The sequence below is a fragment of the Blastococcus sp. CT_GayMR20 genome (assembly GCF_004570345.1).
Map to the genome: position 1 here is coordinate 18406 of NZ_SPQM01000011.1, position 15769 is coordinate 34174.

Annotated in this window: 15 protein-coding genes; 2 read left to right on the top strand and 13 right to left on the bottom strand. The window is 74.3% G+C overall.

Annotated features, from left to right (window positions below; all coding sequences use genetic code 11):
- Window positions 1-9 precede the first annotated feature (9 nt).
- On the bottom strand, window positions 10-717 hold the full coding sequence (gene mftE / locus E4P40_RS04785) for a mycofactocin biosynthesis peptidyl-dipeptidase MftE (protein WP_135157739.1): 708 nt from the start codon (window positions 715-717) through the stop codon (window positions 10-12).
- 107 nt (window positions 718-824) lie between these two features.
- Between mftE and E4P40_RS04790 the strand changes: the two genes are divergently transcribed.
- Complete coding sequence (locus tag E4P40_RS04790) at window positions 825-1304, top strand: pyridoxamine 5'-phosphate oxidase family protein (protein ID WP_135157742.1); 480 nt, start codon at window positions 825-827, stop codon at window positions 1302-1304.
- 12 nt (window positions 1305-1316) lie between these two features.
- Here E4P40_RS04790 and E4P40_RS04795 read toward each other — a convergent pair whose 3' ends face one another.
- The 11 genes from E4P40_RS04795 to E4P40_RS04845 all read right to left on the bottom strand — a co-directional run bounded on the left by E4P40_RS04795 (window position 1317) and on the right by E4P40_RS04845 (window position 11911).
- Window positions 1317-3200, bottom strand: coding sequence for an EAL domain-containing protein (locus E4P40_RS04795; RefSeq protein ID WP_135157744.1), 1884 nt, complete (start codon window positions 3198-3200; stop codon window positions 1317-1319).
- A 232-nt stretch (window positions 3201-3432) separates the two neighbouring features.
- Window positions 3433-3954 (bottom strand): hypothetical protein, encoded by a 522-nt coding sequence (locus E4P40_RS04800; RefSeq protein WP_135157746.1) that lies wholly within the window; start codon window positions 3952-3954, stop codon window positions 3433-3435.
- A gap of 53 nt (window positions 3955-4007) precedes the next feature.
- Window positions 4008-5456 carry a bifunctional 3-(3-hydroxy-phenyl)propionate/3-hydroxycinnamic acid hydroxylase gene (locus E4P40_RS04805; protein ID WP_135157748.1) on the bottom strand — a complete coding sequence of 483 codons (1449 nt, stop codon included), beginning with the start codon at window positions 5454-5456 and terminating at the stop codon, window positions 4008-4010.
- A gap of 38 nt (window positions 5457-5494) precedes the next feature.
- Window positions 5495-6169 (bottom strand): hypothetical protein, encoded by a 675-nt coding sequence (locus E4P40_RS04810; protein WP_135157750.1) that lies wholly within the window; start codon window positions 6167-6169, stop codon window positions 5495-5497.
- Between the two features lie 83 nt (window positions 6170-6252).
- Window positions 6253-6732, bottom strand: a complete 480-nt coding sequence (locus E4P40_RS04815) for an MOSC domain-containing protein (protein ID WP_245160139.1) — start codon at window positions 6730-6732, stop codon at window positions 6253-6255.
- Window positions 6733-6785: 53 nt separating this feature from the next.
- Window positions 6786-7460 carry an ATP-dependent Clp protease proteolytic subunit gene (locus E4P40_RS04820; protein WP_135157752.1) on the bottom strand — a complete coding sequence of 225 codons (675 nt, stop codon included), beginning with the start codon at window positions 7458-7460 and terminating at the stop codon, window positions 6786-6788.
- Entirely contained in the window at window positions 7460-7726 is a 267-nt protein-coding gene (locus E4P40_RS04825) for a helix-turn-helix transcriptional regulator (RefSeq protein ID WP_135157754.1), read from the bottom strand. Before E4P40_RS04825 ends, E4P40_RS04820 begins: the two co-directional genes overlap by 1 nt.
- A gap of 24 nt (window positions 7727-7750) precedes the next feature.
- A complete protein-coding gene (locus E4P40_RS04830; RefSeq protein ID WP_135157755.1) occupies window positions 7751-8887 on the bottom strand; it encodes an XdhC/CoxI family protein in 1137 nt (378 codons plus the stop codon).
- Between the two features lie 47 nt (window positions 8888-8934).
- Entirely contained in the window at window positions 8935-10068 is a 1134-nt protein-coding gene (locus E4P40_RS04835) for a VWA domain-containing protein (protein WP_135157757.1), read from the bottom strand.
- The gene (locus tag E4P40_RS04840) at window positions 10061-10975 is read right to left on the bottom strand and encodes a MoxR family ATPase (protein WP_245160140.1); all 915 of its coding nucleotides are present in this window, start codon (window positions 10973-10975) and stop codon (window positions 10061-10063) included. The genes E4P40_RS04835 and E4P40_RS04840 overlap by 8 nt, the downstream gene beginning before the upstream one ends.
- A 102-nt stretch (window positions 10976-11077) precedes the next feature.
- Entirely contained in the window at window positions 11078-11911 is an 834-nt protein-coding gene (locus tag E4P40_RS04845) for a PRC and DUF2382 domain-containing protein (RefSeq protein ID WP_135157759.1), read from the bottom strand.
- Window positions 11912-12241: 330 nt separating this feature from the next.
- Between E4P40_RS04845 and E4P40_RS04850 the strand changes: the two genes are divergently transcribed.
- Window positions 12242-13060: a DUF3097 domain-containing protein gene (locus E4P40_RS04850; RefSeq protein WP_245160143.1), complete on the top strand. Its 819-nt coding sequence runs from the start codon at window positions 12242-12244 to the stop codon at window positions 13058-13060.
- 18 nt (window positions 13061-13078) lie between these two features.
- Here the strand turns inward: E4P40_RS04850 and E4P40_RS04855 are convergent, their stop codons facing one another.
- Window positions 13079-15736, bottom strand: coding sequence for an FtsX-like permease family protein (locus E4P40_RS04855; protein ID WP_135157761.1), 2658 nt, complete (start codon window positions 15734-15736; stop codon window positions 13079-13081).
- Window positions 15737-15769 lie beyond the last annotated feature (33 nt).

The window sequence follows — 15769 nt, forward strand, 5'->3', positions numbered from 1 at the left end:
ACGACCCCCCTACTCGACGAGCCGGCCCGCGGGGTCGACCCGCCAGGAGCGGCCCGCGGCGACGAGCCGGTGCACCAGCTCGTCCACCAGGGCCGCTCCCTCGAAGGCCGACGCGCCGGCCGGGTCGCCGAGCACACCCGTGGGGCTGACGCCGGCCACGCCCTCGGCGCGCAGGCGGGGCAGCAGGCGGCCGATCGGCGTGGTCACCCCGGCCACGGCGGACGCCAGGCGGACCCCCTCCGGTTCCACGTGCAACATCAGTGACGTCTCGGTGCGGCCGGCGTGCGCGTCGCCGCCGGCCACCCCGCAGGGGAACCAGGCGACGTCCCGGCCCTCCGAGCGCAGCAGCGGCACCGCCGCGCGCAGCGCGTCGTGGTTGCCGCCGTGCCCGTTCACCAGCAGCACGCGGCCGGCCCACCGTCCGGCCGAGCGCCCGTACTCCACGAGCAGGCCGGTGAGGGCCTCGGTGCCGATCGAGATCGTCCCGGGGAAGCCCTCGTGCTCCCCGCTCGCGCCGTAGGCCAGCGCCGGCGCGAGCAGGGCGCCGTCGAACGCCTCGATGGCGGACTCGGCGACCGCGCAGGCCACCGAGGTGTCGGTGCTCAGCGGCAGGTGATGACCGTGCTGCTCGACCGATCCGAGCGGCACCACGAGCAGCGGGACGGCCGGGATCTCCGGCCAGGCGGCCGCGCTCAGGTAGGGGCCCCGATTGGACATCGCCGCAGCGTAGGCCGCGGATCGGGATCCGGGACGGGATCCCGGTCCGGTGAGCGGACCCGCGGACGCGGGTGTCAGGGGACCGGTTGTGGGCAATGGAATCCACCATGAGCGACGAGCAGACCGCCAAGGTGGCCGAACTGATCAAGGGTGAGCGTTTCGGCTTCCTCACCACGACCGCGCCCGACGGCACGGTGACCAGCCGACCCATGACGCTGCAGGAGGTGGAGTTCGACGGCGACCTCTGGTTCTTCGCCGAGCGGGATTCCTCCGCCGTCCAGCACGTGACCGTCTCTCCGCAGGTCAACGTCGGCGTCGGCTCGGGCGGCACGTGGGTGTCTCTGACCGGGCGCGCGTTCGTCGTCGAGGACAGGGAGAGGAAGCGGGAGCTCTGGAACAGCGCCGTCGAGGCCTGGTTCCCCGAAGGTCCGGACGACGACCGCGTCGTCCTGCTCAAGGTGGACGGCGACTCGGCGGAGTACTGGGACAGCCCCGGCGGGCGACTGGCGACCGTCTTCAGCTTCGCGAAGGCGAAGGTGACCGGTCAGCGGATCGACGCGGGGGAGAACGAGAAGGTCGACCTCTGAGCAGGCCCCTGGTCAGACCGTGCGGGCGCCCCGCAGCCGCTCGGCGGCGGGCGGGCCGGCCGGGGCCGGCACCCGGGGGAGCGGCATGGGCAGGTGCGCGGTGCAGCGGTCGGCCGGCTCGGGCCGGGCGAAGAAGTAGCCCTGGGCCTGCGCGCAGTCCAGATCCACCAGGGTCTGCCGCTGCTCCTCGGTCTCGACGCCCTCGGCGACGACGCCGAGGCCCAGGGTGCGGGCGAGCTCGACGATCGACGTGATGAGCGTGGTCGCAGAGCGGTCCTGCGGCAGGTCGCTGACGAAGCTGCGGTCGATCTTGATGATGTCGGCGGGCAGGTGGCGGAGGTAGGACAGGCCCGAGAAGCCGGTGCCGAAGTCGTCGATGGCGATGCGGATCCCGAGCGCCCGCAGCTCCTCGAGCTGGGCGACCACGGAGTCGGCGTCGCGGACGAGCACGCCCTCGGTGACCTCCAGGGTCAGCTGCCCCGCGGGGAAGCCGGTCTCCTCGAGGGCGGCGACGACGTCGCGGACGACGTCGCCGTCCTGGAACTGGCGGGGCGAGACGTTCACGGCCATCCGCAGGGGCGCACCGGTCCGGGTGGACCACGCCGCGCCCTGCCGCAGGGCGGCCCGCAGCACCCAGCGACCGATGCCGGTGATGGCACCGGTCTCCTCGGCGAGCGGGATGAACTCGAAGGGCGGGATGAGCCCGCGCTCCGGGTGGTTCCAGCGGACGAGCGCCTCGAAGCCCGTGGTGCGCCCGTCGGTCAGCCGCACGATGGGCTGGTAGTGGACCTCGAGCTGGCCGGCGACCGCGGCGTCGGCGAGGTCCTGGGCCAGGCCGGCACGGCGGCGGGCCGCCTCGGCCATCCCGTCGGCGTAGACGACCAGGCGGTTCTTGCCCTGGGCCTTGGCGAGGTACATCGCGAGGTCGGCGTTGCGGAGCAGGGCACCGGCGGTGCCGTCGCCCCCGTCGGTGGAGGCGGCGACCCCGACGCTGCCGTGGACGGTGACGGAGCCGCCGTCCAGGGGGACCGGGAGGGCGAGCGACGTGAGCACCCGCTCGCCGACCGCCCGGGCGACGTCCGGACCACCGTGGACGACGACGGCGAACTCGTCTCCGCCGATGCGCGCGACCACGTCGCCGGGCCGCACGCACCCGCGCAGGCGGTCGGAGAGGACGAGGAGGAGCTCGTCGCCCGCGGCGTGACCGCGGCTGTCGTTGACGTCCTTGAAGTCGTCCAGGTCGATGAACAGCAGGCTCACCGCGCCACCGCGCTGCAGGACGCGGTGCGTGATCTCCTCGAGCAGGGTGCGGTTGGCCAGGCCGGTCAGCGGGTCGCTGAGCACCTGGTCCTCGTTGAGCCGCCAGGCTGCGAGGTGGGCGAGGCTGGCGGCGAGCACGAAGGCGCCGTGGATCCCGGCCCACACCCACGGGTTGTGCTGGGCCTCGTGACTGAAGACGACGTGCGGATAGACGGTCCCGACGGCGCCGTGGTGGAGGATCACCATCAGGAGTGCGATGCCGTAGGGCACCCAGTCCTGGTACAGCGAGACCACGCCGACCATCACGAAGAAGATGAAGTGCGACTCGGTGACGCCCTGCCACAGGTGGACGAGGGCGACCGAGGCCGCCATCAGGCTGACGGTGGTGGCCGCGGCCTGGCCCTTGCGGCCGAGCTGGGGGAGGACGGCCAGCGCCACCGGGCCGGCGACGGCGAGGATGACGGCGACGGCGGCGGGCTGTCCGTAGCCGCGCAGCCAGGCGAAGATCACGAGCAGCGCCGACGACGCCAGGCACAGCCGCACGATGGCGCGGTGCCGGCGCTGCCACACGGCGTCGGGCAGCAGGCGACCCTCGGGGAGCAGCCGGGCCGCCCTGGCCCGCAGTTCGAGGATCACGTCCGCTCCATCGGACGGATCCGGGCTTTCCTGTAGCGGATGCCCGCCGGATGCCCCCAAGGGGTGGGTTGCGCGGAACGTCAGCGCACGTGGAGCCCCACCAGCGGCGATCCGTCGCAGCTCCTGACCGGGACGGGAGGGATCCGGGCATGTCCTGAGCGATCCCGGCGTGAGTGTGCGCAGACCGTGGTGAGGCGGGGCGCATCACCACGATCTGCGCACGGTCGGTCGCTCAGTCGTCGGAGCCGCGCCCGCCGCCTCCGCGGCCGGAGTTGTCGTCGTCATCCCCGCCGGAGCCGCGCCCGGAGCTGTCGTCGTCCCCACCGCGGCGGTCACCGCCGTGGTCGTCACCGACGTCGTGACCGGGGCCGTCGTCTCGGCCGTGACCGCCGCGGACCCGGCCGTCGCTGTCGTCCGGGGCGTCGTACGTCGGGCTCGGCGTCGACGAGCTGTGCGTCGCAGTGCCGTGGCCGGGGCCGTCGTCGGCACCGTGGCCGCCGCCGACCCGGTCGCCGCCGTGGTCGTCCGGGCGGGAGGAGTGGGTGGGCACCGAGGTGGGGGTGGTCTCCGCCGTCCGCTCGGCGGTGGACGACGAGCTCGAGGCGGTGGACGAGGACGTGGTGCCCGACGGCACCGTCGTGACCACGGAGGAGTCCTCCGTCGGCGTCGAGCCGCTGGGAGCGGCGGCATAGGCGAGCCCGGCCACGGAGGCGCTCATGGCGAGGGCGGCTGCGATGATCACTGGCTTTCTCATGCCGGCAAATGTGCGACCGCCCGGGACAAGGCCACGCTAAGGCGACGTCAACCTCAGCCCCGGGACCGCGGGAGCACGGCGCGGACGATGCGGTCGGGACGGATGCCGATCCGGGGAGCGCTCCCCAGCCACCGGTGCAGCGTCCCCCCGGGGTCCTCGAGGGACACCTCGCTGCCGTCGGCCCGGTGGACGCACAGGTCCGACGTGAGTTCCGACTCCCCCGGCCCGAGGACGTCGTCCAGGCGGCACCACCGGCCGTCGGCGACCACCTCGGGGTCGGGGACGAGCGTGCCGGCCAGCCGGCGACCCGCCCGCCCGCGGCGCTCGACCAGCGGACCCGGTCGGAGCGGCGGGGTCCGACTGTCGGTGGCCAGCGCGGCGACGGCCGGGATCCGCCGGACGGCGGCCAGCACCCCCCGGCGGACGACGTCGCCACCGCGCCCTCCACCCGTCATGAGCCGACCCAGCAGCAGGGCGACGCGGATCAGCGCACGGGCGTGCGGCTCGCGCTCGGCCTGGTAGGTGTCCAGCAGCTCCTCGTCGGCGGCCCCGTCGAGGACGTCGGCCAGCTTCCAGACCAGCTGGTGGACGTCACGGAGCCCCAGCCCCATGCCCTGGCCGACGAACGGCGGGCTCAGATGGGCGGCGTCCCCGGCCAGCAGCACGCGCCCGGCTCGCCAGCGGTCGGCCACCTGTGCGCGGAAGGTGTACTCGACCGCGCGGACGAACTCGACGGACGCGGGGTCGACGGGGGCCAGCAGCGCCGCCAGCCGCGCGGGCGTGGTCAGGTCGGCGACGGTCTCCCCGGGCGCCATCCGGGTCTCCCACCGGTACCGGTCACCGGTGACGGGCATGAACGTCGCCGGGTGCCGCGAGTCGCAGACCTGGTGTGCGCCGGGCCAGACGGGCAGCGCGTCCGCCGACCGGACGTCGAGCACGAGCCACCGGTCCGCTGGGCCGAGGTCGCGCATGGCCGAACCGATCAGGCCGCGCACGGTGCTGTTCGCGCCGTCGCACCCGAGCACCGCGGGGGCCCGGACGGACCGGTCCGCACCGCCGTCCCGGGGGCGGACGGTCAGGGTGACGCCGTCGCCGTCCTGGGTCAGGCCGGTCACCTCCGCACCGCGCCGGACGGCGACACCGGCGTCCTGCGCCGCTGCGGCGAGGACCTCCTCCAGGTCCGGCTGGTGCACGAAAGAGCCCTGCGGGAAGCCGTGGATGCCCGCGTCGGGATGGCGGTCGAACTCGGCGAGCACGCGGTGCGCCCCGTCCAGCAGGCGCAGCCCGGCCATCGGCCGGGTGCGGGCCAGCACCGGGTCGGCCACGCCGGCGGCCTGGAGGACGCGGAACACCTCGTCGTCGAGGTGCACGGCGCGGGGGAGGGGATAGGGCGCGCGGTGCCGCTCCAGGACCTCGACGGCGACGCCCCGCCGGGCGAGCAGCAGCGCCGCCGTCAGCCCCACCGGCCCGGCGCCGACCACGATCACGGGAGCGCCGGACACGCGGCCAGTCTCGCCGAGCGGCCGGCCCTCCCGCCGGGTCAGGACCCCGCGAGCTCGTTGAGGTCGAGCGCGTCGTCGGGCGCGGTGATGTCCTCCTCCTCGCCGAAACGGCTGAAGGTGAGGGTGCCGGCGTTGTCGCCCTTGTTGGAGATCTCCAGCGGATAGGCGTCGTCGGCGTCGGCGACCGACAGCCTGCTGCCGTCCTCCTGCTCGACCACGACCACGTCCGTGCCGTCGACCTCGCCGGTGGTGACGTCGTCCTTCACGGAGCTCTCCGGGTTGCGGAGCTGGTCGATGAAGCCCTGGAGCGAGAAGTCCTCGAACTCCGAGGCACCGTCGGCGGGGACGACGACCCACTGGCCGTCGAACTGCGCGGCGAACTCCTCGGGCATGCCGAAGCCGCTCCAGAACTCCGGTGGGGCCTGCAGGTAGACCTGGCCGCCGACGCTGAGCAGCTCGACGTCGACGCCGCCCATCGTCAGCGTGCCGGTGGCGTCCTCGCCCTGCAGGAAGAGGTCGACCTCGCCCTGCTCGCCGTCCTGCTCGATGGTGCCCGAGACCTGGACGGAGCCGGCCTCCTCGAGGGCGTCGGCGGCCGCGGCCGCGACCTCCGGCCCGGTCTTGCCGTCGAGCGGGCTGCCGCCGCACGCGGTGAGGAGCAGTGCGGCGGCGGCCGCAGTGGCACTCGCACGGGCGAGCTGGGGGATGTGCATGGGAGGTCCTCCGGACGTACCGATCTCCGGAACTCCGACGTCCGGCCTGGGAGATCCTGCGGTCCCGTCGGTCGATGCCTGCGCTAGCCGGCCTTTCCGGGCGTGTCGAGAAGCGTCAGGACGGCGGGGCCGAGCCGCAGCACACCGCCGGTCTCGGGGGCGCAGCGGATCCCGCCCCGGCCGCGCAGGCCGCGGTGAGCCCCCGGTGCGAGGGCGACGTCCATCCAGGCACAGGGGTTCGCCGGGCGGCCACCCCGCAGGACGACGACACCCTCCCCACAATCGAGGGCGAAGGTCGTCCTCCGCAGGCTCTCGACGTCCGCGCCCCTGAGGACGACGTTGCGGCGGGTGAGCAGCGGGGCGAACGGCGCCACCCCCAGGTCGAGGGCGAGCGCGTCGAGCGACTCGGCGGCGATGAGCGTCACGGAGGCGTCCCGGTGGGCGAGCCTCCCGGCGTAGCGGTCGCCCAGGATGCCGACGCCCGCCCGGATCTCGATCCGCTCGCGTCGGTCCCCGGCCTGCTCCGGGACCGTCGTGCACGGGCGGCCGTCGTAGCGGTGCACCGGGGAGGCGAGCAGCCCGACGACCTCGACGTCGTAGCGGTGGGCCGGCCCGCTCAGCGGTCGCGCCCCGGCTCCGTGGCGTCGGCCAGCCCGTAGTCCCGGGCCTCCGCTGCGTCCAGGAGCCGGCCGGCGCGCATGTCCGCGGCCACCTCCTCGACCGCACGTCGGCACGCCTCGGCCAGGCGCTCGGTGAAGCTCCGAAGCCGGGCCGCGCGCTCCGCGGCCAACGCCTCCACCTCCCGGCCCGGGATGCCGTGCGGCGACCGCGGCTCGCAGAGGTGGAACACGGCGTGCGCCCCGGCCACCCGGTGGTCGGCCACGGCGAGCAGCGCGACGGCCGGTCCGGTGAGCCGGCCCAGGGCGGTCGCGTGCACCGGGGCGCCCATCAGGTCGAGCGCGTCGACGAGAGGCAGGACCGTGTCGAGCTCGGCGCTCACGCCCGAGAGGCGGAGGCCCACCGGGTCGTCGCCCGTCGCGTCCAGCAGGGCGAGGGCGGCGATCGCGCGGTTCACCGCGTCGTCGTCCAGGTCGCCGGCCAACGCGACCACCCGCCGCTCGAGCAGCCGCTCACCGAGCCAGTCGCGGTCGCCCACGACCATCGACGCGGACGCCGAGACCGCACCGGGGCCGGTCGGCCTCGGTTCGGGCAGCCACGGCGTGTGACGCGGGAACGGAGGATCGGGCGGCGACGGGGGAAGCGGCGGGTAGGTGCCGGACGGTCGGTTCATCAGGACTCCTCGGACGGTCGGATCTGCCAGTCCACCGTCCGCCCCAGTGCGGCCGCGTACCGCTCGAGCGTGGAGAGCCGGGCATCGAGCGCCCCGCTCTCCAGCCGGGCGACGGCCGACTGCGAGGTCCCCATCCGCGCGGCGATCTCCGTCTGGCTGAGGTCGCCCTCCTGCCGGACGCGCACCAGCTCGTCGATCAGCTCCCGGCGTCGGCCCGAGAGATCCCCCAGGCCCGGGAAGGACGACTTCCGCGGCGGCGGTGTCATAGCGGGAAAGATATATCTGATCCGCTATAGCGCCGGCTCGGCGCGTTCCGCTGTCCGGTGAATCGGGCCCTCGATGCCGGCCAGGCGCTCCCCCGAGCCCCCCCAGCGCCCGGCGATGATCTCGGCGGCGATGGACACGGCCGTCTCCTCCGGCGTCCGGGCACCCAGGTCGAGCCCGATCGGCGACGACAGCCGGGCGATCTCCGCGTCGCTCAGCCCCGCCTCCCGCAACCGGGACTCCCGCTCGTCGTGCGTCCGCCGCGACCCCATCGCGCCGACGTAGGCCACCGGGATCCGCAACGCGACCTCCAGCAGCGGGACGTCGAACTTCGGGTCGTGGGTCAGCACGCAGAGCACGGTCCGCTCGTCGATGCGCCCGGCGTCCACCTCGGCCTGGAGGTACCGGTGCGGCCACTCGACGACGACCTCGTGCGCGTCCGGGAACCGCTTCGGCGTCGCGAACACCGGCCGGGCGTCGCAGACCGTGACGCGGTAGCCGAGGAAGACGCCCACCCGGGCGACCGCCGCGGCGAAGTCGATCGCGCCGAAGACGACCATGCGGGCGGGCGGCGCGAAGGAGTTCACGAAGAGGGTCAGGTCGTCGCCGCGCCGCTCCCCGTCGTGGCCCACGTGCAGCAGTCCGGTGCGACCGGCGGCCAGCATCCCGCGGGCGTCGGCCGCGACCGCGTCGTCCAGGCGCTGCAGCCCGAGCGTGCCCGACTCCCGGTCCGGCCAGAGCACCAGCCGCCGGCCCAGCCGGTCGTCCGGGCCCTTGACCACGGTCACGACGGCGACCGGTTCGTGGTTCTCGACCGACTCGGCGACCTCCCCCAGCTCGGGGAACGACTCGCGCGAGACGGACTCGACGAACACGTCGAGGATCCCGCCGCAGGTCAGGCCGACGGCGAACGCGTCATCGTCGCTCACGCCGTACCGCTCGAGGGTGGGCTCCCCCGTCTCGACGACGTCCTTGGCCTCCTCGTAGACCGCGCCCTCCACGCAGCCGCCCGAGACGCTGCCCACCGCCGTGCCGTCGGGGCCGACCAGCATCGAGGCCCCGGCCGGCCGGGGGGCCGACCGCCAGGTGGCGACCACCGTCCCCATCCCGACGGTCTCCCCCGCCTGCCACCAGCCGATCAAGTCATCCAACACGTCACGCACCGGACAGCTCCTTCCCGCGGATGGCCCCGTCGAGGGGTCCTTCGACTTCACGCATGTTGGATCACTCTCGTCAGCTCCTCGAACGCGGCCATGCTGTGCCCCGACACGAAGTGGTCGACCGACGGCAGGGCCGCCTGCATCCCCCCGGTCAACGGCTCGTACCCGCGGCGCCCCTTGTGCGGGTTCACCCAGACGACGGAGTGCGCGAGCCGCCGGAGCCGGACCATCTGCTGGGCGAGCAGATCCGTCCCACCGCGCTCCCACCCGTCGCTGCAGAAGACGACGACCGCGCCGCGGGCGGTGCCACGCTGGCCCCACCGGTCGAGGAACGCCTTGAGCACCTCGCCCAGCCGTGTCCCGCCCGACCAGTCGGGGATCGCCGAGCCGCTGGCCGCCAGCGCCTTGTCCGGGTCGCGCTGCCGCATCTCCCGAGTGACGCGGGTCAGCCGGGTGCCGATCGTGAACACCTCGGTCGAGGCCGGCCAGGCGCGTACGGCGGCGTGCGCGAACCGCAGCAGCGCGTCCGCGTACGGCGACATCGACCCGGAGACGTCGACCAGCAGGACGACGCGGCGCGGACGCGGCTGCCGCCGGTGGTGCAGCAGCCGCCGCACCTCACCGCCGTCGCGCAGCGCCGACCGCACGGTGCGGGCCGGGTGCACGGCGCCGCGCAGGCTGGGCCGGCGGCGCCGCGAGGGGCGCATCGGGGTGGCCGGCGCCAGGAGCGCGAACAGCCGGCGCAGGTGGTCGCGTTCGGCGGCGGTCAGGTCGGCGACGTCGCGGTGCCGCAGCACCTCGTCGGGACTGGCCTGCACGGCGAGCTCGGGGGAGTCCGGTGCGTCGTCGACGTCCCCGGTGCCGAGCTCGAGCGGCGCGGAGGCGGCCAGCTGCTGCACCGGGGGCAGGGCCGACGGACGGCCGGCCCGGGGAACCTCGCCGGCGAAGTACGCGGCGAAGGCGGCGTCGTAGCGGTCGAGGTCGTCGGGCCCGCTGCACAGCGTGAGGCGCCCGGCCCAGTACACGGCGGTCGGGTCGAGCACGTCGAGCGAGCCGAGCGCGGCCATCATCGCCTCCACCCGGTCCGGGGACGCGCCGACGCCGGCGTGGCGGAGCGTGCGGGCGAAACCGAGAACGGTGTCGACGACGTCCCGCTCCGGCCGGGTCAGGGAGGCCTCAAGCACCGAAGATCGCCCCGCGGGCCAGTGCCTGCACCCGATCGGTGTCCTCCCGGTACTTCAGCACCGCACCGAGCGTCCGGGCGGCCAGCTCGGGGTCCAGCGCGCGGGCGCCCAGGGTGTGCAGCGCCGTCGCCCAGTCCATCGCCTCGGCGATCCCGGGCGGCTTGAGCAGGTCCAGCGTGCGGAGCTTCCCGGTGGCGCGGGCGACCTCGCGAGCCAGCTGCTCGGTGACGTCCGGAAGGCGGCGGCGCAGGATCGCGACCTCGCGGTCGAAGTCGGGGTGCTGGAGCCAGTGGTACAGGCAACGGCGCTTGAGCGCGTCGTGCACCTCGCGCGTGCGGTTGGAGGTGAGGACGACGAGCGGCGGTGTGGTCGCCCGCACGGTGCCGAGCTCGGGGATGGAGATCGTGAAGTCCGACAGCACCTCGAGCAGGAACGCCTCGAACTCGTCGTCCGCCCGGTCGATCTCGTCGACGAGCAGCACGCTGGGCGCGTCCTCCAGTGCCTGGAGGAGCGGGCGGGCGAGCAGGAAGCGGCGGTCGTAGAGCGACGCCTCGAGACGCTCGGGGTCGTCGGCGGCATGGGCGGCCTCGGCGGCCCGGAGGTGCAGCAGCTGGCGGCCGAAGTCCCAGTCGTAGAGCGCCTGGCTGGCCTCGAGACCCTCGTAGCACTGCAGCCGGTAGATCGGCCGGCCGGTGACCTGCGCCAGCGCGTGGGCCAGGGCCGTCTTCCCCACGCCGGCCTCGCCCTCGAGGAACAGCGGGCGGTGCATCACCAGGGCCAGGTAGGCGGCGGTCGCGAGGCCCTCGTCGGGCAGGTAGCCGGTGCCCTCGAGCGCCGCGGCGAGCTCCCCGGGTCCGGTGAACGTCGGGGACTCGTCGGCGATCGTTCGGACGGTGGGCTCGCTCACAGGTGCGAGCATCTCACCTGCGCAGAGAACGGCGGCCGGTCGAGTCTGGTCCTCGACCGGCCGCCGCCGTCCTCATGTCCCGGCGCGTGCGCCGGGGGCCGTTCAGATGCGCCGGTCGCGGTCGGTCTCGATCGTGCGGTCGGTCTCCAGTGCGCCGTCGACCTCGATCTCCTCCTTGCGGAGGCCCTCGGTCACCGTGGCCTGCTCGGTGACGGTCTCCTTGTCCAGGCGGACGCGCTCGACCGGGACGGCCTCCTTGGCCACGACCGGGGTCTCGGCGTGCAGGACGACCTCGTGCTCCTCCTCGGAGATGGCCGGCCCGTCCATGGCGTTGCCGATGTTGGCGTCGGTGATGGGCTCGCGCTCGACGCGGACCTCTTCACGGGAGACGGGCACGGTCTCGGTGACGTTCTCGGTCACGACGTACTTGCGCAGGCGGGCGCGGCCGACCTCTTCCGAGCGGGTGCCGACGCTGAGCCGCTCCTCGGAGCGGGTCATCGCGTTGTCGGTGGTCGGGCCGGAGGTGTCGTGACCGACGGCGCCGCGGGCGTCGAAGTCGCTCGTCGTGCCGGTCGCCATACCCGTGGTGGTCGTCGTCTCCGTGGTCATGGCGGTGTCCGTGCCGGCGCCCATGCCGTAGTAGCGGTAGAGCTCCTGCTCCTCCTGCGGCGACAGGTGCCCGTCGGTGTCGATCTTCGGGGCGTCCTTCACGCGGGCCTTGCTCACCGGTACGCGCACGCCGTCGTTGGTCAGGTCTGCATTCCGGATCGGCACGAAGGACTCCTTCGTGCCGAACAGGCCGGTGCGCACCGTGACCCACTCGGGCTGGCCGGTCTCGTCGTCCAGGTAGACCTCTGCCGCGGAGCCGATCTTCTCACCGGACTCGTCGTACACGTCCTGGCCGATCACGCGGCTGATGGTGTCGGTGCCGATCATCGTCTTGGTGCTCCTATCCATGCACGGGGCTGGTGCGGTCCCTCGAATGGGTGACCTAGATCAGGACCCCGAAACGATTCCGCCCACCCCGACACACCCGACCTCGAACGCCGGGAGGCCTGACTACGCGTGACCGTCGGGCACACCTACGTACCGGATCTCGGCGTTTTCGCAGTTCAGCGCCCCAGTAGATCGCGCACAACCCGGTTCCGTGCCGGGCGACATGGCTGCACTGTGGCAATGACTCTGCGTCATCCTCCGGGACGCCGGGCGTGTCGGATCGCACGTCCCGGCGCGTCCTACCCACCCTGGCGGGCACCCGTGCTCAGCATGGAGGGCGTGCCTCCCCGCTCGCCCTACGACAACCTGGTCCACCCGCGCACCGTCAAGAAGCCGGTGCCGCAGGTGGAGGCCGAGAAGGACCTCGTCGTCGAGGACCCGAGCTCGGGCTTCGTCGGCGCCGTCATCCGCTGCGAGAAGGACGTCGTCCACCTCGAGGACCGCTTCGGCAAGGTGCGCGGCTACCCGCTCGGGCCCGGCTTCTGGGTCGACGGCCGCCCCGTCGTCCTGGTGCGGCCGAAGCACACGGCGCCGTCCGGGCCGTTGCGGAGCGCGTCCGGGTCGCTGTACGTCGACAACGCCCGCGCCCGGGTCGCCCGCGCCGGGCGCATCTACGTCGAGGGCAAGCACGACGCCGAGCTGGTCGAGAAGGTCTGGGGCCACGACCTGCGCATCGAGGGCGTCGTCGTCGAGCCGCTGCACGGCGTCGACGACCTGCCCGCCATCGTCAAGGACTTCCGCCCCACCCGCGGACGACGGCTCGGCGTGCTGGTCGACCACCTGGTGAAGGGCTCGAAGGAGTCCCGCATCGCCGAGCAGATCACCGGCGAGCACGCCCTGGTCGTGGGCCACCCCTTCATCGACATCTGGCAGGCCGTCAAGCCGCAGGTCGTCGGGATCAAGGCGTGGCCGACCGTCCCCAAGGGCGAGGACTGGAAGAGCGGCGTCTGCACGCGGCTCGGGTGGGAGGACGACACCGGCTACGTCTGGGCGCAGCGGATCCTCGCCCGGGTGAAGAGCTTCACCGACCTCGAGCCCCAGCTCCTGGGCCGCGTCGAGGAGCTGATCGACTTCGTCACCACGGACTGAAAGAGGACCCTCCTGCCCTCAGGCGATGCGCCGCGACATCGGGAGCTCCGACCGCACCGCGAGGCCGGTGACAGCCACCGCGAGCAGCGGCACGAGGACCGCCACCCCGCCGAGCAGCAGCCACGGGACGTCGATCACCGCCTGGCCGCCCGGGGTGCCGAAGCCGTCGCCCGCGGTCAGGGGATAGGCCACTGCGATCCCCGGCGCCAGTCCGACCAGGACGCCGAGCAGCGCCCCGCCGCCACCGACGACGGCGGCCGAGCCCATCGCCGTCAGCCGGCGGGTGCGCGGCGCGGCGCCGACGGCGGCCAGGGTGGCGAAGTCGGGGCGGGCGTCGGTCAGCGCCAACCCGGTGGCGGTCAGCGTCGCGACGAGGACGAGCAGCGCGGCCAGCCCGGAGAGGACGTACCGGGCGACCGCCAGGTCGTCCTGCCAGCCGCGCTCGACCGACACTCCGGCAACCCCGGAGAGGACGCCGATCGCCTCCTGCATCTGCTGCTCCTGCTCCGGCGTCACGGGATCGTCCGGTCCACCGGTCACCAGCGTCGTCGTCTGCACCTCGAGCGGCAGCCGGTCGGCCAGGACGGGTGGCACGAGGATCACCGCCGGCAACTGGACCAGCTCGCCCGTCGGCAGCGGTACGTAGCTGGCCGGCAGGGACGCCGTCGCGGTGACGGAGCCCTCGTACTGGCCGCCGCCGGTGTCCTCGTACTCGACGGTGGCCAGCGCGACCGTGCCGTCGTCGGCCACCGCGCCGGTCCCGAGGACCACGACGCGCCCGGCCCCGAGTTCCCGGGCGACGTCGTTCCGGAGGCTCGCGTCGATCAGATCGTGCGCCGTCGCTGCGTCGAGCGAGACGACCTCCCCGTAGCCGCCGGTGACGGTGACGGGCTGGGTCAGCCACCAGCGACACTCCTCGACCGACCCGGAGCAGCCCGGCCGCAGCACCGCCAGCTCGCGCATCGCGCCGTTCACCCACGGCACCGCCCGGATCCGGTGGACCGCCCGCTCCGGCGCCTGCTCGCGGAGCACCGCCTCGACGTCGGCCCATGCCCGCTCGCCGATGTCACCGGTGATCAGCGCGGTGCCGAGCGGTGCCAGGGGGACGTAGTCGCGCCGGGCCTGGGCGCTGTCACTCGCGCTGCCGATCGACAGCGCGGTGACCCCCGCGACCGTCGCCATGACGGCGGCCATCGCCGGCGCGGTGCGGCTGCGGTTCCGGGTGGCGTCCCGGACGGCCAGCCGGCCGGGGACCGGGAGCCGGCTCCCGAGCGGCGCCAGCAGGCCCACCAGCCACGGCGAGGCGGTCACCAGACCCACGATCAACAGCACCGCCCCGGCCGCGACCCCGATCTCGGCGCCACGGGCCCCGAGGACGACGAGGAGCAGGCCGGCGGCGGCGAGCACGAACCCGAGGAGGGGGGACCGCCACGACGTCCGGACCTGACCCCGGCGCCCGGCCAGGGTCTCGACGATGTCGGTCCGCGCAGCCTGCCGGGCCGGGAACCAGGCCGCCCCCAGCCCGGCCACGAACCCGACGAGGACGATGACGGCGACGTCCAGCAGCGGGACCTCGAAGGGCCCCAGCGAGCGGCCGGTCCAGGGTTCGACGACCGGCCCGCCGAGGCGGGCCAGGACCACGCCCAGGCCGGCGCCCAGGACGGCGGCTCCCCCACCGAGGACGACACCGCTGGCCAGGACGACGCGGCGCAGGTCGGCCGCGGACCCACCGGCGGCGCCGATCAGTGCGAGATCACGGCGCTGCCTGCGCACCCCGACGGCGAACGCCGGGCCCGCGAGAAGGACGACCTCCAGGACCACCGATGCGACGACCAGCGCCAGCACGGCCTGCCCGGCCGGGTCGCTCTCGAACATGTCGGCCGGCTCGTCCGGCGGCAGCCACTCGGCCGGGGACGGCGGATCGGCGACGACCTCGCGGGACACCACGAGGAGCCCGCGGGCGTTCAGCTCCTGCACTCCCGCCCAGTCCAGGCCGCCGGGGACCCTCACGAGGAACCGGGTGAGCGGGCCGGTGAGCAGGTCGGCGCCGGTCTCGGGGAGCACCAGGAACGGCTCGTCCCGGCCGGGCCGGGACACGACGCCGACCACGCGGGCGGACACCTCGTCGGTGGTGAGCTCCAACGTGTCGCCGATGACGTACCCCCGGTCGGCGACGGGGCGGCTGATCGCCACCTCGCCGTCCTCCCGCGGCAGACGGCCGCTGCCGAGGGTGAACGTGCCGTCGAGCAGGGGATCCCCCGAGTCGCGGGCGAAGGCGGTCAGGGCGGCACGGCCGACGTCGGTCCGGTAGGTCACCCGGCCCTCGACGGTCTCCACGACGCGCGAGCCCTCCGGCAACAGCCCGGCCACCTCGTCGGCTGTCCACGGCGGATCCGCAGCGGCCGCGCCCTGGTGCCAGGTGGCCCCGGTCTCCGGATCGGCGTAGACCTGCTCGCGGGCCTCGCCCACGATCTGCGCGTCGGCCGAGCCCAGCGCGATCGCCGCCTCCTCGACCGGACTGAGGTCCGCCGTCCGGAAGAACGTGTCCGCGCCGACCACGGCCATCACCGGGAGGCCCACCATGGCGAGCACGAGCAGTGTCCGCCCCCGGTGCCGGAGTGCGTCGCGCCGGGCGATGCGCAGCGCGAGGCGCCAGCGCACGACCCATCCACTCACGGCACCTCCTCGCTGACGCTCGTCGGCCCCGTT

What these genes read in the sequence shown, in the direction of transcription:
- E4P40_RS04845 (WP_135157759.1), bottom strand. Translation starts at nt 11,911, where the DNA reads ATGATCGGCACCGACACCATCAGCCGCGTGATCGGCCAGGACGTGTAC.
- E4P40_RS04810 (WP_135157750.1), bottom strand. Translation starts at nt 6,169, where the DNA reads ATGCACATCCCCCAGCTCGCCCGTGCGAGTGCCACTGCGGCCGCCGCC.
- E4P40_RS04800 (WP_135157746.1), bottom strand. Translation starts at nt 3,954, where the DNA reads ATGAGAAAGCCAGTGATCATCGCAGCCGCCCTCGCCATGAGCGCCTCC.
- E4P40_RS04825 (WP_135157754.1), bottom strand. Translation starts at nt 7,726, where the DNA reads ATGACACCGCCGCCGCGGAAGTCGTCCTTCCCGGGCCTGGGGGATCTC.
- mftE (WP_135157739.1), bottom strand. Translation starts at nt 717, where the DNA reads ATGTCCAATCGGGGCCCCTACCTGAGCGCGGCCGCCTGGCCGGAGATC.
- E4P40_RS04850 (WP_245160143.1), top strand. Translation starts at nt 12,242, where the DNA reads ATGGAGGGCGTGCCTCCCCGCTCGCCCTACGACAACCTGGTCCACCCG.
- E4P40_RS04790 (WP_135157742.1), top strand. Translation starts at nt 825, where the DNA reads ATGAGCGACGAGCAGACCGCCAAGGTGGCCGAACTGATCAAGGGTGAG.
- E4P40_RS04820 (WP_135157752.1), bottom strand. Translation starts at nt 7,460, where the DNA reads ATGAACCGACCGTCCGGCACCTACCCGCCGCTTCCCCCGTCGCCGCCC.